This window comes from Streptomyces sp. CA-249302 (assembly GCF_050936785.1).
Lineage (GTDB): Bacteria > Actinomycetota > Actinomycetes > Streptomycetales > Streptomycetaceae > Streptomyces.
The window spans coordinates 8,643,535-8,662,825 of sequence record NZ_JBNJMG010000001.1 but is presented as its reverse complement, the minus strand read 5'-3'; the positions used below and the strand labels follow the sequence as shown (position 1 = coordinate 8,662,825).

At 72.3% G+C, this 19,291-nt stretch carries 16 protein-coding genes; 7 read left to right on the top strand and 9 right to left on the bottom strand.

What is annotated here, in order from left to right; all coding sequences use genetic code 11:
• Window positions 1-68 precede the first annotated feature (68 nt).
• Window positions 69-917 (top strand): (2Fe-2S)-binding protein, encoded by an 849-nt coding sequence (locus ACQEWB_RS39075; protein WP_432844229.1) that lies wholly within the window; start codon window positions 69-71, stop codon window positions 915-917.
• A 304-nt stretch (window positions 918-1,221) separates the two neighbouring features.
• Window positions 1,222-2,256, top strand: a complete 1,035-nt coding sequence (locus ACQEWB_RS39070; protein WP_432839743.1) for a DUF2637 domain-containing protein — start codon at window positions 1,222-1,224, stop codon at window positions 2,254-2,256.
• Between the two features lie 94 nt (window positions 2,257-2,350).
• Here ACQEWB_RS39070 and ACQEWB_RS39065 read toward each other — a convergent pair whose 3' ends face one another.
• Window positions 2,351-2,830, bottom strand: a complete 480-nt coding sequence (locus ACQEWB_RS39065) for an ATP-binding protein (protein ID WP_432839741.1) — start codon at window positions 2,828-2,830, stop codon at window positions 2,351-2,353.
• Window positions 2,831-3,018: 188 nt separating this feature from the next.
• Between ACQEWB_RS39065 and ACQEWB_RS39060 the strand changes: the two genes are divergently transcribed.
• Entirely contained in the window at window positions 3,019-6,030 is a 3,012-nt protein-coding gene (locus ACQEWB_RS39060; protein WP_432839739.1) for an alpha-mannosidase, read from the top strand.
• Between the two features lie 13 nt (window positions 6,031-6,043).
• Here ACQEWB_RS39060 and ACQEWB_RS39055 read toward each other — a convergent pair whose 3' ends face one another.
• Both ACQEWB_RS39055 and ACQEWB_RS39050 read right to left on the bottom strand, forming a co-directional pair.
• On the bottom strand, window positions 6,044-6,505 hold the full coding sequence (locus tag ACQEWB_RS39055; RefSeq protein ID WP_432839737.1) for a hypothetical protein: 462 nt from the start codon (window positions 6,503-6,505) through the stop codon (window positions 6,044-6,046).
• A 100-nt stretch (window positions 6,506-6,605) separates the two neighbouring features.
• Window positions 6,606-7,217: a hypothetical protein gene (locus tag ACQEWB_RS39050; RefSeq protein ID WP_432839735.1), complete on the bottom strand. Its 612-nt coding sequence runs from the start codon at window positions 7,215-7,217 to the stop codon at window positions 6,606-6,608.
• Window positions 7,218-7,406: 189 nt separating this feature from the next.
• Here ACQEWB_RS39050 and ACQEWB_RS39045 point away from each other — a divergent pair, with 189 nt between their 5' ends.
• The gene (locus ACQEWB_RS39045; RefSeq protein ID WP_432839733.1) at window positions 7,407-8,702 is read left to right on the top strand and encodes a helix-turn-helix domain-containing protein; all 1,296 of its coding nucleotides are present in this window, start codon (window positions 7,407-7,409) and stop codon (window positions 8,700-8,702) included.
• A gap of 8 nt (window positions 8,703-8,710) precedes the next feature.
• On the opposite strand, the gene ACQEWB_RS39040 is transcribed toward ACQEWB_RS39045, so the two are convergent.
• Window positions 8,711-10,453 carry a pyruvate dehydrogenase gene (locus ACQEWB_RS39040; protein ID WP_432839731.1) on the bottom strand — a complete coding sequence of 581 codons (1,743 nt, stop codon included), beginning with the start codon at window positions 10,451-10,453 and terminating at the stop codon, window positions 8,711-8,713.
• A 64-nt stretch (window positions 10,454-10,517) separates the two neighbouring features.
• On the bottom strand, window positions 10,518-11,852 hold the full coding sequence (locus tag ACQEWB_RS39035; protein WP_432839729.1) for a protein phosphatase 2C domain-containing protein: 1,335 nt from the start codon (window positions 11,850-11,852) through the stop codon (window positions 10,518-10,520).
• A gap of 479 nt (window positions 11,853-12,331) precedes the next feature.
• Between ACQEWB_RS39035 and ACQEWB_RS39030 the strand changes: the two genes are divergently transcribed.
• From ACQEWB_RS39030 to ACQEWB_RS39020, 3 genes are all read left to right on the top strand, one after another.
• On the top strand, window positions 12,332-13,324 hold the full coding sequence (locus ACQEWB_RS39030) for a helix-turn-helix domain-containing protein (protein ID WP_432839727.1): 993 nt from the start codon (window positions 12,332-12,334) through the stop codon (window positions 13,322-13,324).
• Between the two features lie 46 nt (window positions 13,325-13,370).
• Window positions 13,371-13,853: a DUF456 domain-containing protein gene (locus ACQEWB_RS39025; RefSeq protein WP_432839725.1), complete on the top strand. Its 483-nt coding sequence runs from the start codon at window positions 13,371-13,373 to the stop codon at window positions 13,851-13,853.
• Between the two features lie 80 nt (window positions 13,854-13,933).
• On the top strand, window positions 13,934-14,305 hold the full coding sequence (locus ACQEWB_RS39020; protein ID WP_432839723.1) for a PPOX class F420-dependent oxidoreductase: 372 nt from the start codon (window positions 13,934-13,936) through the stop codon (window positions 14,303-14,305).
• A gap of 1 nt (window position 14,306) precedes the next feature.
• On the opposite strand, the gene ACQEWB_RS39015 is transcribed toward ACQEWB_RS39020, so the two are convergent.
• The 4 genes from ACQEWB_RS39015 to ACQEWB_RS39000 all read right to left on the bottom strand — a co-directional run bounded on the left by ACQEWB_RS39015 (window position 14,307) and on the right by ACQEWB_RS39000 (window position 19,171).
• Window positions 14,307-14,798 (bottom strand): methylated-DNA--[protein]-cysteine S-methyltransferase, encoded by a 492-nt coding sequence (locus ACQEWB_RS39015; RefSeq protein ID WP_432839721.1) that lies wholly within the window; start codon window positions 14,796-14,798, stop codon window positions 14,307-14,309.
• 6 nt (window positions 14,799-14,804) lie between these two features.
• Window positions 14,805-16,202, bottom strand: coding sequence for a DNA-3-methyladenine glycosylase 2 family protein (locus ACQEWB_RS39010; RefSeq protein WP_432844227.1), 1,398 nt, complete (start codon window positions 16,200-16,202; stop codon window positions 14,805-14,807).
• Between the two features lie 164 nt (window positions 16,203-16,366).
• A complete protein-coding gene (rsgA, locus tag ACQEWB_RS39005; protein WP_432839719.1) occupies window positions 16,367-17,470 on the bottom strand; it encodes a ribosome small subunit-dependent GTPase A in 1,104 nt (367 codons plus the stop codon).
• Between the two features lie 219 nt (window positions 17,471-17,689).
• Window positions 17,690-19,171, bottom strand: coding sequence for a cellulose binding domain-containing protein (locus ACQEWB_RS39000; protein WP_432839717.1), 1,482 nt, complete (start codon window positions 19,169-19,171; stop codon window positions 17,690-17,692).
• Window positions 19,172-19,291: the final 120 nt, after the last annotated feature.

The following is a 19,291-nucleotide window of genomic DNA, read 5'->3' as shown; positions in this document are numbered from 1 at the left end:
AAGATCTTGGGTAAGGTAAGGCTTACCTTCAGTCGACCCGGATCGGCGGTTCCCGTATGTCCGTGCACATACCCGCGCCCCGCTCGGCCCTCACGGAGTCCTACACCCGTCTGACCGAGGTCTTTCCGGGGCTGGAGATCACGGAGCTCGGCACCGCGGAACCCACCCCGCACGGCGACGGCTGGGTCACCGCGGACTCGCTCGCCGAGGGCGGGACCGGACTGGACGCGTTCCTCGCCTGGGACGACGCACAGGTGCTGCGGGACTACGGTCAGCGGGCACGCGCGGACGTCGTCGCCGGCTTCGGACTGCACCGGTACGCCTGGCCCGCCTGCCTCCTGATCACCGTGCCGTGGTTCCTGGAGCGCCGGGTGCCCCGCTTCCCCGCGACCCACGTCTCGTACGACCGGACCGTGCCCGGCCTCTCCATCGGCCGCCTGGCCGTGCGCCCGGCCGGCTTCGCCTGTCTGCCCGGCGATTCGGCCGCCGCACTGCCCGGCGCCCGGGTGGTCGACGGCGAGGAGGCGCTGCGGGCCGAGGTGCGGGCCGCGGTCGCCGAGCACCTGGAGCCCGTGCTCACCGGGTTCGGGCCGCGGATGCGGCGGCGCGGGCGGGCGTTGTGGGGCATGGCGACCGACGAGGTGGTGGAAGGCCTCTGGTACGTCGCCCATCTGCTCGGTGAACAGGAGCGGGCGATGCGCGAGTTGGAGCTGCTGCTGCCGGGCGCGACCCTGCCGTACGTCGGCTCGGCGGCCTTCCGCGAGCTGACCGGGCCGGACGGCGAGTCGCTGCCCACCCGGGACCGGGCGAGCTGCTGCATGTTCTACACCCTGCGCCCCGAGGACACCTGCGCCACCTGCCCCCGGACCTGCGACGCGGACCGGGTGACCAAGCTGCTGGCCGCCGCCGCCAGTTGAGGCACCCTCAGGCACGGGCCCGCCGAGCCGTCCCGTAAGATCACCGGCGAAGAGGTCGCCCGTATGGTTACAGGTGGTTCACAACTTCCTCACTTGTCGCAGGAACTTTCCGTGGAACCACCCGTACGGGTAGTCTTATTCGAACTCAACTCCCGCCCCTCAAGCGGCAGTTCGAGCAGAACGCCGCCCTGGGCATCCCCTTGCACTTCCTTGGCGGCCTCTTGCCCCGAAACCCCCTGAGGGCCGTTGGGATTGGGCCACTATGGCGGGCGTTACGCCCTATCCCAATGCAAGGGACCCCTAGATGAGACTGACCGACATATCGCTGAACTGGCTGCTTCCCGGCGCCGTACTGCTCCTGGGCATGCTGGCGGCGGTGGCGGTGCTCGCGCGCAGCAAGCGGTCCGGCGGGGAGCACGCGAAGGACGACACGTGGGAGCGCAGCGAGGAGCGCCGTAGGCGCAAGGAGGCCATATACGGCACCGCCTCCTATCTCCTCCTGTTCTGCTGCGCGGCGGTGGCCGCCGCACTCTCCTTCCACGGACTGGTTGGCTTCGGCGAACAGAACCTCGGCCTCACCGACGGCTGGGAGTACCTCGTTCCGTTCGGCCTGGACGGTGCGGCCATGTTCTGCTCCGTACTCGCGGTGCGTGAGGCCAGCCACGGTGACGCGGCGCTCGGCTCCCGGATACTGGTGTGGACGTTCGCGGGCGCCGCGGCCTGGTTCAACTGGGTGCACGCGCCCCGGGGCATCGACCACGCGGGCGCACCGCAGTTCTTCTCCGGAATGTCGCTGTCCGCGGCCGTCCTGTTCGACCGGGCGCTGAAGCAGACCCGCCGGGCCGCCCTGCGCGAGCAGGGTCTGGTGCCGCGGCCGCTGCCGCAGATCCGTATCGTCCGCTGGCTGCGGGCCCCGCGCGAGACCTACAAGGCCTGGTCGCTCATGCTGCTCGAGAACGTGCGCAGCCTGGACGAGGCGGTCGACGAGGTGCGCGAGGACCAGCGGCAGAAGGAGCAGAACCGGCTGCGCCGGCGCGAGGCGGACCGTCTGGAGCGGGCCCAGCTCAAGGCGATCAGCCGGGGTCACCGCGGGTTCATCGGCCGCGGCCGACCGGAGCCGCAGGCCCTGGAGCGGGCGTCGGGACCGGCCACCGCGGAGCCTGCCATATCCTCCGCGGAGCCGCTGCCCGTGCGCCAGCGCCCTTCGCTGCAGCCCGTCCGCAAAGGCGGTTCCGACTCGATGACGGTCGATCTCACCGCGGAGGACGACACAATGGCCCTCCCGCGGCTCGACTCCCTGGAGCGCAAGCTCAAGGACCTCGAGCAGCAGTTCGGCTGAGCACAGTCGACGACCGGCCGTGAAGGCGACCGGCCGTGCACACGGGAAGGGGGCGTGACCCGCACGGGCCACGCCCCCTTCCCGTTGTCCCGTCTCAGGCGCCTTGGGCATCCAGCTCGAACCACACCGCCTTCCCCACCCCGTGCGCCCGTACGCCCCACGCGTCCGCGAGGGACTGCACCAGGACGAGGCCTCTGCCGTGCGTACCGTCGTCGGCGTTCGGTACGCGCAGTCTGGGCCTTCGGGCCACGAAGTCCCGTACCTCCACCCGCAGTCCACGGGGTCCTATGGTCGCGATCAGGACCGCGTCGTGGTCGGTGTGGACGAGTGCGTTGGTGACGAGTTCGCTGGTCAGCAGCTCCGCTATCTCCGATCGTCCGGGCCTGCCCCAGTGCGTGAGCAGCTCGCGCAGCGCCCGGCGTGCCTCGGGCACCGCCTTCAGGTCCGCCCGCCCGAGTCTCTGCCGTAGTTGGGACGGCTGCGCCTGTGTGCCGCCGTCGGCCTTTTCCTCCACTGTTTTCGCCGAGGAGGCCCCGATCGCAACGGGACCGCCTCCTCGCGCCTGCCTCTTCATGACCCCCGCCCGCGTGCCGATGTCGGTTCCCCTCCTTGTCGAACACGTTCACGGGGATCCATGCCCTCGCGGTTCACACGCCAGTCATGTCGAATCGTCAACGACCGGGTGTTCGGCCACGGATGCGGGCCGCGCGGCCGGGTAGATGAGACCGTGGACCGTGCCGTCCGAGCCCCGAGGGAGCCGCCGTGCACGACGACCGAACGCTGGTGGAAGCCCGCCTGGAACGTGCCATGGGCCAGTTCGTACGCCCCGTGCGGTACGGGGCGCGCGTGCCCCTTGCCCTGTCCGTGTGGCATGTGCCGGGCGAGCCGGTGCCGGTGGACCGGGCACTGCGGGCCGCCTACGAGCCGTTCACCACCGGCACCGCCTGGGGAAAGCCCTGGTCGACGAGTTGGTTCCGCTTGGAGGGGCGGGTCCCCGAGGAGTGGGCCGGCCACCGCGTGGAGGCGGTGATCGACCCCGGGTTCACCGGTGACGGCCCCGGCTTCCAGGCCGAGGGACTCCTGTACGACGCCTCGGGCGTCCCCCTCAAGGGCGTTCACCCCCGCAACCGCCACCTGACCCTGGGGGCGCCGGCGAGCGGAGGCGAACCGGTGCGGCTGCTCCTGGAGGCGGCCGCCAATCCGGCCGTGCTGCACGGTTTCACGCCTACGCGCCTGGGTGACGTGCTGACCGCAGGGGATCGGCCCGTCTACCGATTCCGCTCTGCCGACCTCGCCGTACTCGACGAAGCCGTGTGGCGGCTGGAGCTGGACGTGGAGGTGTTGTCGGAGCTGATGCACGAGCTGCCGATGGACCGGCCGCGGCGGCACGAGATCCTGCGCGCGCTGGAGGACATGCTCGACGCCCTGGACCTGCACGACGTGCCCGGGACGGCCGCTCAGGCACGGGCCGCGCTCACGGACGTCCTCTCCCGTCCCGCCTCGGCGAGCGCGCACCGGGTGTTCGCGACCGGACACGCCCACATCGACTCGGCCTGGCTGTGGCCGCTGCGCGAGACGGTCCGCAAGGCCTCCCGTACGTTCGCCAACGTCACCGCGCTCGCCGCCGACTACCCGGAGCTGGTGTTCTCCTGCTCGCAGGCGCAGCAGTACGCCTGGGTGAAGGAGCACCAGCCGCACATCTGGGAGCGGATCAAGAAGGCGGTACGGGACGGCAACTGGGCGCCCGTCGGGTCGATGTGGGTGGAGTCGGACGCGAACATGCCGGGCGGCGAGGCGCTGGCCCGGCAACTGGTGCACGGGAAGCGGTTCTTCGCCGAGGAGCTCGGCGTGGAGACCGAGGAGGTCTGGCTGCCGGACTCCTTCGGCTACACGGCGGCCTTCCCGCAGCTCGCGAAACTGGCCGGAATCCGCTGGTTCCTGACCCAGAAACTGAGCTGGAACCAGTCGAACAAGATGCCTCACCACACCTTCTGGTGGGAGGGCCTCGACGGCACCCGCGTCTTCACCCACTTCCCGCCCGTCGACACCTACAACTCCCAGCTGCACGGCCGCGAACTCGCCCACGCGGAACGCAACTTCGCCGACAAGGGCCGGGCGACGGGCTCCCTGGTGCCGTTCGGCTGGGGTGACGGGGGCGGCGGCCCGACCCGCGAAATGCTGGAGAAGGCCCGCCGGTTGCGCTCCCTGGAGGGCTCACCGACGGTCGAGGTCGTCAAGCCGTCCGCGTTCTTCGCGGCCGCCGAGGAGGAGTACGGCGGCCAGGCGCCCGTGTGGTCGGGCGAGCTGTACCTGGAGCTGCACCGGGCCACCTACACCACCCAGGCCAAGACCAAGCAGGGCAACCGGCGCTCGGAACACGCCCTGCGGGAGGCGGAGTTGTGGTGCGCGACGGCGGCGGTACGGAATCCGTCGTACACCTACCCCCATGACGACCTGGACCGGCTGTGGAAGACGGTGCTGCTGCATCAGTTCCACGACATCCTGCCCGGGTCCTCGATCGCCTGGGTGCACCGGGAGGCCAGGGAGACCTACGCGCGCGTGCTGACGGAGATCGAGGAGCTGACGGCGGGGGCGGTGGCCGCGCTGGGGTCCGGCGGGCCCACAGTCCTCAACGCGTCGCCGTACCAGCGGACCGAAGTCGTCGGGGACGCGCTGGTGACCGTGCCGGGGCTGGGGGCGGCGGCGCTCACGGACAACTCTTCCGAGGAGACCGCCCGCGCCCAACAGGACGGCGACACCATCCTGTTGGAGAACTCACGGCTCCGGGTGACCGTCGACGCGAACGGCCTGCTCTCCTCCGTCCACGACCTGCACGCCGACCGCGAGGTCCTGTGCGGCCCCGGCAACCTCCTCCAGCTCCACCCCGACCATCCCAACGCATGGGACGCCTGGGACATCGACCGGCACTACCGGCGCCGGCACACCGACCTCACGGACGTCGAGTCGGTGGAGCTGGTGGAGAGCGGTCCGCTGCGCTCGGCGGTGCGGGTCACCCGGGTCTTCGGCAAGTCCCGTATCACCCAGGAGATCGGGCTCGCGGCCGGGAGCCGGCGGGTCGACATCGTCACGGACGTCGACTGGCAGGAGTCCGAGAAGGTGCTGAAGGCCGCCTTCCCGGTGGACGTGCACGCCGAACGCTCCGCCGCGGAGATCCAGTTCGGGCACGTGCACCGGCCCACCCACGCCAACACCAGCTGGGACGCGGCCCGTTTCGAGATCTGCGCGCACCGCTGGCTGCGGGTCGCGGAGGAGGGGTACGGCGTCGCGGTCCTTAACGACTCGACGTACGGCCACGACGTGACCCGCACCCCGTACGAGGGCGGCCTCGGCACGACCGTACGACTGACCCTGCTGCGCGCCCCGCACAGCCCGGACCCCGAGACGGACCTGGGCACGCACCGCTTCACCTACGCCCTGCTGCCCGGCGGGGACGTGGTGCACGCGGTCGCCGAGGGGCTGGCGCTCAACCTGCCGCTGCGGGTGGCCGGGGCGCCGGTGGTGGAGCCGCTGGTGCGGGTGGACCATCCGGCGGTGACCGTGGAGTCGGTGAAGCTGGCGGAGGACCGCAGCGGGGACGTGGTGGTACGGCTGTACGAGTCCCGGGGCGGCCGGGCGCGGGCCCGGCTGACGCCGGGGTTCCCGGTGGCCCGGGCCGAGGTGACGGACCTGCTGGAACGGCCGCAGCGGGAAACCGACTTGGGCTTCGAGCTGCGGCCGTTCCAGATCCTCACGCTGCGGCTGCGACCTGAGTGACCCGACCCGGTGACTACTTGGCGCCGAGGCTCTTCTCCGCGATGCGGTAGATCTCGCGGCTGTCGCGCTTCATGTCGACGTACAGCTTGGTGCTGCTGTTCTTGCTCCAGGTGAGGGTGACGACGGCCTCGGTGCGCTTCGCGGTGGAACCGTTGTCGGTGACCTTCCAGGCGAGCGGGACGTTCTGGGCACGCAGGACACCGTCGGCGTGCTCCCGGTCCTCCCAGGCGGACAGGGCCTTCTGGTAGGCGGGCGTGAGGTAGTGGGCGCGCAGCGCGGTGCCGAGGTCGCCGCTGCCCTCGTCGGTCACCGCGTCGATGTAGGCGCCGTAGAAGTCGGCGATCCGGCTGACGTTGTCGGACGGCTTGCCGCTGACGCTGTGCGGGGTGCCGGCCGAGGCCGTGGCGGTGGCGCCGAGGCCGAGGGCGACGGCGAGGACGCCGGCGGTCAGGACGGTGCGGGTCTTGCTGGTCATGTGTGTTTCCCCGTTTTCGTTTCTCTGGTGCTGCTCTGGTGATGTGATGTGCGGGCCGCCCTCCCCACCCCCGCGGCGGAGGGCGGCCCCGGTCGTGCGGTCAGTGGAGCTTGTTCACGGCCGTGACGGTCGTCTTCTTGAAGGCCTTCACCGGGGCGCCCTTGAGGTCGCCCAGCTGACCCCAGTTCACGACGGTGACGGTGCGGCCGTCGCGGCCGACGGACAGCAGACGGGCGTCGCTCGCGCCCCCGGAGGTCTCGGTGTGGACGCCGTAGACATGGGCGCCCTCCTCGACGGAGACCTTCCCGTAGTCCTTGCCGGTCGCCTCGGTGTCCGCGTCCTTCTGCTCGAGCCGGGCCGGGCAGGATTTGAAGTCCTTGTTCAGCCAGGAGGTCAGCTGCTTAGCCGAGCGGGTGTCGGGCAGCACGACCGTGAGCTGCCGGGCGTTCGTGTCCAGGTCGGTGCGGAAGTCGCGGTGCCAGGCGGACTCGTGACCGGGCAGCGCCCGCAGGCAGATGTCCCAGTCGACGTCGTCGGGGATGCCGCCGGTGACCTTGCCGGCCGTCCAGGACGAGCTCGGGTGCGGCGGCAGGTCCTTGGCCGCGAGGAAGCCGGGCGCCTTCGGTACGGCGACGGCCGGTCCGGCGAGCGCCACGGCGAGGCCGGTGACGGCGACCGCGAGCAGCGCGCCTGCTCTGGTGCGCTTGGGCATGGATGTCCCCCGTTGTGGTGAGTGCATGGGTGTGGTCGTCGCCCGACGCCGGTTGGTCGGTCCGGCCCTGGTCGGTGCGACACCAAGAGCATCGGCGGTCCCGGGAGTCCGGCGCAACGACTGGCGCCCTTTTGGCTGCGGTGGAACCATCCCAGCCCATCTGACGTGCAGGTATATGGAGTGCCTGGGATGCGGGATCCGGCGGACGACGGGGGAACGGTGTCGACTGGGGACGAGGTCGAGGAGTTCGCGGCGCTGCTGCGCCGGCTGAAGGACCGCACGGACCGGAGCTACGGCTCGCTGGCCCGGCGCCTCAACATGAACACCTCCACGCTGCACCGCTACTGCGCGGGCGAGGCGGTCCCGCAGGAGTACGCGCCCGTCGAGCGGCTCGCCGCCTTCTGCGAGGCGACCCCGGAAGAGCGCCTCGAACTCCACCGGCTGTGGCTGCTCGCGGTGGCGGCCCGGCAGCGACCGCGGGCCGCCGAGGAGGCCGTGGAGCCGTCGGAGACCGAACCGGCACCGACTCCGAGCCCGGCAAGCCCGGTGGTGCGGGCGCCCTGGTTCCGGCGTCGGCGGACACTCCTCGGCGCGGCGGTGGCGACCGTGCTGCTGGTCACGCTGGGCAGCCTGTCGGCACTGTCGGCGGACCGCTCCCCGGACGACTCGGCGCGGACGCCCGGACAGTCCCGTACCGGAACCGGCGCCTCGCACCACCCCTCGGCCTCGGCGACCGGCCCGTCCCCGTCCCGCTCCTCGGCCTCACCGTCGTCAGGTGTACGGGACCCGGCGAGCCCTGCGCCGAAGGACGACCCGTCGGCGACCGCGAAGAGCGACGCGCCCGTGGCCACCGGTGTCCCCCTCGCCTGGACCTCCGACTCACAGGTCTGGGACGGGGGCTGCGCACACGACTACGTCATCGACAAGGAGCCGTCCCAGGTGCCCCCACCGCCGGATCCGCAGGACGCCGCGGTGTGGGCGGCGACGCAGGGGGCGGTGCACGGGCGGCAGACGATGGTGCGGATCTCGGTGCAGGGGAAGTCCTCCACCGCCGTGGTCCTGGAGGCCCTCCGGGTCCGCGTGGCCGGCCGCGGCACGCCGCTCAAGGGCACCACGTACGACATGGCACAGGGCTGCGGCGGCGGCCTCGGCCCCCGCTACTTCGACGTGAACCTGGACATCAACCGCCCCATCGCCCGCGCGGTGTCGGGCGCCGACGCCAACGGAAACCCAGCCCCCGCCGTGCAGTTCCCCTACCGCGTCTCCGCCCAGGACCCGGAGGTGCTCCTGGTCACGGCCACGACCGAGATGTACGCCTGCGACTGGTACCTGGAGCTCGACTGGTCCTCCCAGGGCCGCACCGGCACGGTCCGCATCGACGACCACGGCCACCCGTTCCGCACCAGCTCCATCAAGGGCCTGCCCCGCTACTGGTACGGCACGAACGGCCACGGCGTACGGCAGTGGGTGCCGGCGGACTCCTAGCAGAGGCGCTAAGGCCGGGGCACGTTGCGGATGTTGGAGCGGGCCATCTGGAGCATCCGGCCGACCCCGCCGTCCAGCACGATCTTCGAGGCGGAGAGGGCGAAGCCGGTCACCATCTCGGCGCTGATCTTCGGCGGGATGGACAGCGCGTTGGGGTCGGTGACGACGTCGACGAGGGCCGGGCCCTTGTGCTTGAACGCCGATTTCAGCGCACCCGCGAGGTCCTTGGGCTTCTCGACCCGCACTCCGTGGGCACCGCAGGCGCGGGCGACGGCGGCGAAGTCGGGGTTCTTGTTGGTGGTGCCGTAGGACGGCAGCCCGGCGACCAGCATCTCCAACTCCACCATCCCCAGCGAGGAGTTGTTGAAGAGGACGACCTTCACCGGCAGGTCGTACTGCACCAGCGTCAGGAAGTCGCCCATCAGCATGGAGAACCCGCCGTCCCCGGACATCGACACGACCTGCCGCCCGCGGTCGGTGAACTGGGCGCCGATCGCCATCGGCAGCGCGTTCGCCATCGAGCCGTGCGAGAACGAACCGATCACCCGGCGGCGGCCGTTGGGAGTGATGTAACGCGCGGCCCACACATTGCACATCCCGGTGTCGACGGTGAACACCGCGTCCTCGTCGGCGAGTTCGTCGAGGACGGAGGCCACGTACTCGGGATGGATGGGGACGTGCTTGTCGACCTTCCTCGTGTACGCCTTCACCACCCCCTCCAGCGCGTCCGCGTGCTTCTTGAGCATCCGGTCGAGGAAGCGCCGGTTCTCCTTGGGCCGCACCCGCGGGATGAGACAGCGCAGGGTCTCCTTCACGTCGCCCCACACCGCGAGGTCCAACTTCGAGCGGCGGCCGAGGTGTTCGGGCCGGATGTCGACCTGGACGATCCGCACGTCGTCGGGGAGGAAGGCGTTGTACGGGAAGTCGGTGCCGAGCAGGATCAGCAGGTCGCACTCGTGGGTGGCCTCGTAGGCGGCGCCGTACCCGAGGAGACCGCTCATGCCGACGTCGAACTTGTTGTCGTACTGAATGTGCTCCTTCCCCCGAAGGGCGTGCCCCACAGGGGACTTGACCTTCTCCGCGAACTCCATGACCTCGGCGTGCGCGCCCGCCGTGCCGCTGCCGCAGAAGAGGGTCACCTTCTCGGCCTCGTCGATCATCCGGACGAGCCGGTCGATCTCGGCGTCGCCGGGGCGGACGGTGGGCCGGGAGGTGACGAGGGCGGTCTCGACGGCCCTGTCCGGGGCGGGCTGGTCGGCGATGTCGCCGGGCAGCGACACCACGCTCACCCCGCTCTGCCCGACGGCGTGCTGGATGGCGGTCTGGAGCAGCCGCGGCATCTGCTTGGGGTTGGAGATGAGTTCGCTGTAGTGGCTGCACTCGCGGAACAGCTGGTCGGGGTGGGTCTCCTGGAAGTAGCCCAGGCCGATCTCGCTGGAGGGGATGTGCGAGGCGAGGGCGAGGACCGGGGCCATGGAGCGGTGGGCGTCGTACAGGCCGTTGATGAGGTGCAGGTTGCCCGGCCCGCAGGAACCGGCGCAGGCGGCCAGCTTGCCGGTGATCTGGGCCTCGGCGCCCGCGGCGAAGGCGGCGGTCTCCTCGTGCCGGACGTGCACCCAGTCGATGGCGGCGTTGCGGCGGACGGCGTCCACGACCGGGTTGAGGCTGTCGCCGACGACGCCGTAGAGGCGTTCGACCCCGGCGCGGACGAGGATGTCGACGAACTGCTCGGCGACGTTCTGCTTGGCCATGGCGCACTCATGCCCTTCGGTCTCCGCGGATCCCTGTGGGTCCATGAATTCACACGCCGGGCGCTCACGCCTCCCAAACGGCGGCGGCCGTACGGTCGTCGGCGTATCCCTTGACCCGGACCTGGGTGTCGGCGAGGAACGCGGCGAGGCCGGGCGGGGTGGGACCCGACCACCGGCCGGTCAGGTAGCGGCACAGGTCGGGTTCACCGCGCAGCGGCTCGGCGAGGCCGCCGGTGCACATCAGCAGCGTGTCACCCGGGTGGGCCACCGAGGCACGGAAGCGGAAGGGTTCCCGGGGCGGCTCGGGGGCGGGCTCGTACGGGCTCGGGGGTGTCGGGATGCCGAGGTCCATGGTGAGGCGGTCGCCCTCGGGCGTCTCGGCAGGCAGCGAGCCGAAGCCGACGACGGGTTCGCCGGTGACGTCGGTGACCCGCGGCTCGATGTCCTGCCAGGCGCCCTCCCTGAGCCGGAACAGTCCGCCGGCGCCCACGCCGAAGAAGACGCGGGTACGGCACTCCGGGTCGGCCGGGAGCAGCAGGCAGCGCAGGGTGGCCGAGTACTCCTCGGGGTCGATGCCCTGTTCGGCGGCGCTGGCGCGGAGCTTGCCCAGGCTGCGGTCGGTGAGGCGGTGCAGGCCGGACTTGAGGTCGCCGCGCCGGGCGGCCCTGAGGTCCTCGGCGAGCCGGGCGTGGCTGCGGCCGATGGCCCGGCCGATCCAGTGGCAGGCCTCGGCGGCGGCACGGTGGGCACCGGGCGTGGCACGGGCGCCGGTGGCCATGGCGACGAGGATCAGGGTGTGCTCGGCGGTGCCGAAGCGGGCGGTGAGGAGGGAGTCCCGGCGGGGCTCGCCCCGGTAGCGGGCCGAGTCCCCGCGCACGGAGGCGGCGCGGAGGGTGCAGGAGCCGTACTTGGCGCCGTCCAGCACGGTGTCGGCGACCAGGTCGTCGAGGTCGTCGGGGTCGGCGGGCGGGAGGGCGGTGGGTTCGGCGTCGTAGGTGGGCGGGCCGGAGCCGACGTAGTCGACGGGGGGCGGGGGGAGGGTGGGGAGGTCCAGGTGGGTGGTGGTGCGGAGGGGGTGTGCGGCGGGTGGAGCGTCCTGGAGGAGGTCGGCTTCGGTGACCTGCGGCGCGGGGATGGTGCCGGTCGGCGCCGGCGGGGTGCCCTCCCCCTTCGGGACGGGCGCCGCGCCAGGGCGCTGTGCGGGCACCGTCGTACCCACCGCACGCTCCCCCGCCTCCGCGTCCGACCCCTTGCCCACCGCTCCCGCCGCGGAGGCGAAGCGGTCGTCCAGGGAGTCGGGCGCGGGTGCGGGGCCCGCGTCCTCGGCGGAGTCGTCGTCGTACAGCTGTCCCCACCAGTCGTCCGAATGACCGGTGGGCCTTCCCCCCTGCTGGCTCATGCCCCTAATTGTCCACCGCACGGGCCGGATGAAAACGGGGCATCGGGAAAAACCGGCACGGCACTCCCCGTCGAACGGCGTGTCGGGTGACCTCTCGAACGGCGGTGCGCGAGAAGTCGCCGGGCGGCTCCACCCCCCACGGGAGAACCGCCCGGCGACAGCTGAGTGACCCGGGCCCGGATCCCCTTGGTACCGCCGGGTGCGTCGACGGCACGCCACGGGCCCGGATCACATTCCGGATGACCGAAACACGTCCAGAAATGGCTGATGGGGACTGCGGAGTTCGGCCAGGGCCTGAGTGTGACCGGTCTTCTTAGCGATCAGCTGTGATTTCCGGCCGAGCGCTCCCCGAGGCGGGAGGCGGTTGACACTGCGGTGGCGCCACCTTGGCAGAGTGACGGGTGGTACGGCGATGATGTTGGGCGGCGGGTTTGCGCCGTGGCTGTTTTCCGCCATGAGCCGTGGGAGGGCGAGGCCTGATGCTGGGAGCGCTGGGGCTGGACGAGACGCACGAGTCGGCGTACCGGGCGCTGGTGTCCGTGGGCGCCGCCGACGTGCCCGATCTGGCGCGCCGGCTGCTGCTCGGCGAGCACGACACGGAGCGCGCGCTGCGCCGGCTGGAGCGGCACGGGCTCGCGGCCCAGTCGCCGGCCCGCCCGGGACGGTGGGTCGCGGCGCCGCCCGGCGTGGCGCTGGGCGCGCTGCTCACCCAGCAGCGGCACGAGCTGGAGAAGGCCGAGCTGGCCGCCGCGCTGCTGGCCGAGGAGTACCGGGCGGCCGCCGCCGAACCCGCCGTGCACGACCTCGTCGAGGTGGTGACCGGCGCGGCCGCCGTGTCCCAGCGTTTCCTCCAGCTCCAGCTCGGGGCGAGCGAGGAGGTGTGCGCGCTGGTCACCGGCAATCCCACGGTGGTCTCCGGCATGGAGAACGACGCCGAGGAGCAGGCCGCCGACCGCGGGGTCCGCTACCGGGTGGTGGTCGAGCGCTCGGTCCTGGACCTGCCGCACGGCATGACCGAGCTGTCCGCCGCGCTCGGCCGGGACGAGCAGGTGCGGGTGGTGGACCGGGTGCCGACCAAGCTGGTGGTGGCCGACCGTTCGCTCGCCCTGGTGCCGCTGACCTCGCAGACCGCGGAACCGGCCGCGCTGGTGGTGCACGCGAGCGGGCTGCTCGAGCTGCTGTCCGGGCTGTTCGAGTCGGTGTGGCGGGACGCGCTGCCGCTGCGGATCGGTGCGGACGGGGTGAGCGAGCAGGAACCGGACGGACCCGACAGCACGGACCTGGAGGTGCTGTCCCTGCTGCTGGCCGGCCTGACCGACGCGAGCGTCGCGAAACAGCTGGACCTGGGCCTGCGGACGGTGCAGCGCCGCGTCAAGCACCTCATGGAACTGACCGGCGTGACGACCCGCCTCCAGCTGGGCTGGCACGCCTACGAACGCGGCTGGGTGTCCCGCGACCGGGAACTCGGTTGATCATCACTGCCCTGCGTGTTCTCCCGCCCTCCGGCACTCTTGGCACATGGGAGTGTGGGACCTCCTGCTGGTCGGCCTGGTCCTCCTGCTCGGCCTGTGCGGAGTACTGGTGCCCGGCGTGCCGGGATCGTGGCTGGTGTGGGCCGCGGTCCTGTGGTGGGCGCTGAAGGACCCGCGGCCGGTCGCCTGGTGGGTCCTGGTCGGCGCGACCGTCGCGCTGTTCCTCTCCCAGGTGGTGCGCTGGGCCCTCCCGCCCCGCCGGCTGCGGGCGAGCGGAGCCACACCCCGCATGGGGTTGTACGCGGGTGTCGGCGCCCTTCTCGGCTTCCTCCTGCTCCCCGTCCTGGGCGCGATCCCCGGCTTCATGGCCGGCATCTACCTCGGCGAACGTCTCCGCCTGGGCCGGCACGCCGAGGCGCGGGCGGCACTCAGGACGGCGATGCGCTCGGGCGGCTCCAGCGTGCTGGCGGAGCTCTTCACCTGCCTGCTCATCGCGGGCGCGTGGCTGGGTGCGGTGATCTGGGGCTGACGTGAAGCCGGACGTAGGGCCAGGGGACTAGGGCGGGGATCCGATGCGCGGGGTGGGGCGGCGGTGCTTGGCTGAGGGGCATGAGCGAATTCAGTGAGGCCGAGCGCGCGTATCTGAGGTCGCAGCGGCTGGGGCGGCTGGCCACCGTCGACCCGCACGGGCAGCCGCAGGCGAACCCGGTCGGCTTCTTCCCGCAGGACGACGGCACGATCCTGATCGGCGGCCTGGCGATGGGCCGCACCAAGAAGTGGCGCAACCTCCAGAAGAACCCGAAGGTCGCCCTGGTCGTCGACGACATCGTCAGCCTGCGCCCGTGGCGGGTGCGCGGCATCGACATCCGCGGCGAGGCCGAACTCCTCACCGGCCCGCACGAGTTGGGCCCGCACTTCAGCGAGGAGGTGATCCGCGTCCATCCGCGCCGGATCCACAGCTGGGGTCTGGAGGAGGAGTGACTCAGTCCCGGAGGACACCCTCCAGGGTCAGCAGCCGCACCTTCCGCTCCAGGCCACCGGCGTAACCGGTCATCGAACCGTCCGCGCCGATCACCCGGTGACAGGGCCGGACGATCAGCAAGGGGTTGGCGCCGATCGCGCCGCCCACGGCCCGGACGGCGGCCCGGGAGGCGCCGATGCGCGCTGCGATCTCGCCGTAGGTCGTGGTCGCCCCGTACGGCACGGAGTCGAGGGCGGCCCACACCTTCTCCCGGAAGTCGGTCCCCGCGGTACGGAACTCCAGCTGGAATTCCTTGAGTTCACCGGCGAAGTAGGCGGCGAGCTGCTCCTCGGCCGCCGCGAAAGGACCGGCGTCCTCTCGCCAACCCACCTCCACCACCCGGCCGTTCTTCTGCCCGGGCACCGAGACGGAGGTCAGTGCGCCGGTGGCGTCGGCGGTGAGGAGGAGCGGGCCGACGGGGCTGTCGACGCGGGTCCACAGGGTGGTGGTCATGGGAGGTCAGTCCAACTCTCCTGCGGTACGCAGGTGTTGCAGGGCGTAGGAGCGCCAGGGGCGCCAGCTGTCGGGAACGTCCAGGCCGGGCGGGGCGACGTCGGGGTCGCCGAGGGCGCGGGTGCGGATGACGGCGACCGTGCCCGCGTCCATGCCGGGCAGCGCGAGCAGCGCGGCCTCGGCGTCGTCACGGTCGGCGCCCGGGTCGAGTCGTACGGTGCCGTCGGCGAGCGCGGCGGTGAGCGCGCCCAGGGTGCCGTGGGGTTCGGCCCCGGCGAGGACGGCGGGCTCGGGGAAGAGGTGGGTGAGGCTGCCGGAGGGCGCGTCGAGCGCCTTGCCGTACCGCCGTACCAGCCGCTCGGCCGCCGCCTTCCCCACCAGTGCCCGCACGGCGAGCTCCTCCGCGTCGGCGGCACCGGGCGACCGCAGCCCCGGCCGCTCGGCCACCAGCGGAGCCAGCCGCCGGTCGGTGCCGAGCCGCTCGTCGACGGCGTACGGATCGGCGTCGAGATCGAGGAGCCGCCGCAGCCTGCCCACGGCGGTGGTCAGGTCGCGGGGGTCGGTGAGGTGCAGCCGGGCGTCCAGCCAGCCGCCCGGGTTGGCGCCGGACGCGGACTTCACGGTGCCGGCCCGCTCGTCGACGGCGACGACACCGGTCCCGTGCGGAAGCCGGAGGGTACGGCGGTACGTCCGCCGCCCACGCTCCCCGCTCAGCTCCTCGACGCCGGGTACGGCCTGGTCGGCGAGCAGATCGAAGACGGCACCGGACTGGTAGGGGCCGCGATGGGCGAGCCGCAGCGGGATGCCCGCGCCGGGAGTCGCCGGCCGCCGCCCGGCCCGGCCGCCGTCCGGCGCTGCGGTGCGCAGCTCGGTCGGCGTCGAGGCGTACACCTCCCGGATGGTGTCGTTGAACTGGCGCACGCTGGCGAAGCCGGACGCGAACGCGATCTCCGTGATCGGCAGCTCGGTCGTCTGCACCAGCACCCGCGCGGTGTGCGCCCGCTGGGCCCGGGCCAGGGCGACGGGCCCGGCGCCGAGCTCGGCGGTGAGCTGGCGCTGGACCTGGCGGGCGCTGTAGCCGAGCCGCGTGGCGAGCCCGGCGACACCCTCACGGTCCACGACGCCGTCCCCGATGAGCCGCATGGCCCGCCCCACGACATCGGCACGGACGTTCCAGTCGGCGGAACCGGGCACCGCGTCCGGCCGGCACCGCCGACAGGCCCGGAACCCGGACCCCTGGGCGGCGGCGGCCGTCTGGAAGAAACGGACGTTGTGCCGGCGCGGGGTCACCGCGGGACAACTGGGCCGGCAGTAGATACCGGTGGTCCGGACGGCGAAGAAGAACTCGCCGTCGAACCGGGCGTCGCGGCTGCGCACGGCTTCGTACCTGGTGTCTTCGTCCATCACGCCATCAAGTGTCCGTCGGGAGGGAGTGCCGGGCTAGCGGAAATCGGACGGCGAGCTGCTGTGCAGCCCGTCCTGGCGTTTGAGGACGAGGCCGTTCAGGCCGAAGCGGGGGCCTGGGGGCGGCAGCCCCCGGAGACGACGCCCGCCCCGGCCCCGGGCGCCTACCGCCAACGCCCCCGCTTCGCCTCCATCGCCGCCTTCCCCTCGGCCCCCTTCCGCTTCCAGTCCCGCCGAAGCTCCGCCCGGACCCGCGCATCGGTCTTCGCCACGATCCACTGGTTCTCCCGCACCAGCTTCCGGTAGCTCTCCAGCCGCCGCACCGCCAGCTCACCGGCGTCGACCGCGGCGAGCACCGCGCATCCCGGCTCGGCGGTGTGCGCACAGTCGTGGAAGCGGCAGCGTTCCGCCAGTTCCTCGATCTCGGCGAAGACCTGGCCCACACCCGTCCCGGCGTCCCAGAGCCCGACGCCCCGCAGCCCGGGGGTGTCGATGAGGACGCCACCGCCCGGGAGGGCGAGGAGGTTGCGGGTGGTCGTCGTATGCCGGCCCTTGCCGTCGACGTCCCGCGCGGCCTGCACCTCCATCACCTCCTCGCCGAGGAGCGCGTTGGCGAGGGTGGACTTGCCCGCACCGGACTGGCCGAGCAGGACGGACGTACCGCCGGAGACGAGGGCGACCAGGACGTCGAGCCCGTCGCCGTCCACGGCGCTGACCGGCAGCACGGTGACCCCGGGTGCCGACAGCTCCACGTCCTGGACGAGGTGGGCCCGCGTGACCTCGTCCGGCACGAGGTCGGCCTTGGTCAGCACGACCAGCGGCTGGGCGCCGGACTCCCAGGCGAGGGCCAGGAAGCGCTCGATACGGCCGAGTTCCAGCTCGACGGCGAGGGACACGGCGACGATCGCGTGGTCGACGTTGGCGGCGAGGATCTGCCCCTCGGACCGCTTGGAGGAGGTGGAACGGACGAAGGCGGTACGGCGCGGCAGACACGTCCGTACATAGCGCGGGTTCCCGCCCGGTTCGAGGGCGACCCAGTCGCCGGTGCACACGACCCGCAGCGGGTCGTTCGGGGTGACGAGCGCGGTGTCGGCCCGCACCGTCCCGCCGGCGGTGACCACGTCGCACTGACCGCGGTCGACCCGGATCACCCGCCCGGGCAGGAGTCCTTCGGTGTCGTAGGGGGCGAACGCGTCCGCCCATGCGTCGTCCCAGCCGTAGGGAGCGAGCGCGGGGAAAACGGAGGAAGCAGCAGAGCTGGAAGTCAACGGAGACCCTTCAAAGGGCGGCCCCGGCAACGGAGTTGAGGTAGGTCAGCCGGCGGCCACGGAGGTGGACTTGATGATCTGGATGCGAGCAGCGCTCATCGCAGTGACAGCCATCGGTCGACACCTCCTCGGTACTCCACAGGTCCGGCGATCCGCTCACCGGACGACCGCCGCAACAGTAGCCCGTCGCGGCGGAGTCGCGTCAACTTCTTTTCCGGGTCAGGACTTCGCGCAGCTGTGCCCGTTCAGCGTGAAGTCGTACGGCGGGGCGTTCTTGCCCTGCCAGGAGGCCAGGAAGCCGAAGGAGAGGGTGCCTCCCGCGGCCACGGTCTTGTTGTAGTCGGCGGCCGTGGCGGTGACGCGGGAGCCGTTCTGGGCGAAGCTCGCGTCCCACATCTGGCCGACCTTCTGGCCGTCCTTGAAGGACCAGCCGACCTGCCAGCCACCGATGGCGTCGGTGGTGGTGACGGAGACGGTGGCCTGGAAGCCGTCGGGCCATTCGTTGACCAGGTCGTAGGAGACCTTGCAGGTGGCCGGGTCACTGTCGGCGGGGTCCGGCGCCGAGGAGGCCGTGGAGGAGTGGGTGCCCTGGGGTTCCGGGTCGGAGTTCTTGTCCTCGCCGGCCCTGGAGGCGGTCGCGGACGGCGTCGGGGACGCGGCGGCGGACGAGGAGCCGATGGACGACCCGTTGGGGAGGGACGGGCGCGGGGCGGCCACGGGGCTGCTGTCGGTCGGGGCGTCACCGGCGGCGGCATCGTTGTCGCCGCCGAACGGCATCATCGACACGGCCAGCGCGAGCAGCGAGACCAGGACGGCGGCGACGAGGAGGCCGTTGCGGACGGCGCGGGCGCGGCCGGCGCCGGCTCTGGGGACGCCGCCCTCCCCCTCCGGCAGCTCCGGGCGTCCGACGCCGAGGCGGACCTCGGCGGCGCGGCGGCGGCGCTCCAGATAGGCGAGTCCGCCCCAGCCGATCACACCGCCGGCCAGCGCGGCGGGCAGTCCGCCGCCGTGCGGGCGCAGACAGGCGGCGGCCTCGGCGCAGTCCACGCAGGTGGCGAGGTGGCGCGAGAGGTCGCCGGGGATGTCGGCGGCGGGCGAGCGGGTGACCGCGTCGAGCAGACGGGCGTAGCTGCGGCACTGCGCGGCCATCGGCGTGTCGAGGTGGGCGCGGTGGCAGCGGTCCCGGAACAGGCCGCGCACCTGGGCGAGTTCCTCGCCGGCGACGGCCGGGTCGAGCCCGAGTTTGCGGGCGACGACGGACAGCGGCAGCGCCTCCACCTCGGCGAGCCACAGCAGCGTGGCGTCCGCCTCCTGGAGGTCACGCAGTCCGCGCAGCGCGAGCGGGCGCCGCAGCGGCGGCCCGGTGAAACGGGCGGCCTTCTCGGAGTTGAGCCACAACCGCAGGTCGGGGTCGAGGTCGTGGCCCTGTCCCGCGGTCTCCCAGGCCGCCGCAGTGGTGCGTACGGCGGTCAACAGCAGCGGGATCACGGGGAGTCGGGGCGCGCGGCGGCCGGTGCTCCGGGCGGGGCCGGTATCGGCGGCGCGGGCCTCACGTATGCCGAGTGCGAACGCCTCCGTGGCCAGCTGAGTGGCCGCCGAGGCGCCGGCGGTGCACAGGTCGGCGTAGGAAAGCACCGTGTCCCAGCACTCGGAGAAGAGCGCGGCCTCGGCCGCGTCCTTCGGGGTCGGCAGGTCGGGCATGAGTCTCCTGCATCCGGATACGAGGTCAACTCGCCTTATTGGCAACGGAGTTGTGGGGAACCTCGCGGCAGGGCCAGAGCTTTTCACGGTTTCCGCACAACTGACAAGCGCCCTATTCAA

Bases quoted from the DNA above. Each gene is read 5' to 3' on its own strand.
- ACQEWB_RS39070 (WP_432839743.1), top strand. From the start codon at position 1,222: ATGAGACTGACCGACATATCGCTGAACTGGCTGCTTCCCGGCGCCGTA.
- ACQEWB_RS39065 (WP_432839741.1), bottom strand. From the start codon at position 2,830: ATGAAGAGGCAGGCGCGAGGAGGCGGTCCCGTTGCGATCGGGGCCTCC.
- ACQEWB_RS39055 (WP_432839737.1), bottom strand. From the start codon at position 6,505: ATGACCAGCAAGACCCGCACCGTCCTGACCGCCGGCGTCCTCGCCGTC.
- ACQEWB_RS39050 (WP_432839735.1), bottom strand. From the start codon at position 7,217: ATGCCCAAGCGCACCAGAGCAGGCGCGCTGCTCGCGGTCGCCGTCACC.
- ACQEWB_RS39045 (WP_432839733.1), top strand. From the start codon at position 7,407: ATGCGGGATCCGGCGGACGACGGGGGAACGGTGTCGACTGGGGACGAG.
- ACQEWB_RS39040 (WP_432839731.1), bottom strand. From the start codon at position 10,453: ATGGCCAAGCAGAACGTCGCCGAGCAGTTCGTCGACATCCTCGTCCGC.
- ACQEWB_RS39035 (WP_432839729.1), bottom strand. From the start codon at position 11,852: ATGAGCCAGCAGGGGGGAAGGCCCACCGGTCATTCGGACGACTGGTGG.
- ACQEWB_RS39030 (WP_432839727.1), top strand. From the start codon at position 12,332: ATGCTGGGAGCGCTGGGGCTGGACGAGACGCACGAGTCGGCGTACCGG.
- ACQEWB_RS39025 (WP_432839725.1), top strand. From the start codon at position 13,371: ATGGGAGTGTGGGACCTCCTGCTGGTCGGCCTGGTCCTCCTGCTCGGC.
- ACQEWB_RS39020 (WP_432839723.1), top strand. From the start codon at position 13,934: ATGAGCGAATTCAGTGAGGCCGAGCGCGCGTATCTGAGGTCGCAGCGG.
- ACQEWB_RS39015 (WP_432839721.1), bottom strand. From the start codon at position 14,798: ATGACCACCACCCTGTGGACCCGCGTCGACAGCCCCGTCGGCCCGCTC.
- ACQEWB_RS39010 (WP_432844227.1), bottom strand. From the start codon at position 16,202: ATGGACGAAGACACCAGGTACGAAGCCGTGCGCAGCCGCGACGCCCGG.
- ACQEWB_RS39000 (WP_432839717.1), bottom strand. From the start codon at position 19,171: ATGCCCGACCTGCCGACCCCGAAGGACGCGGCCGAGGCCGCGCTCTTC.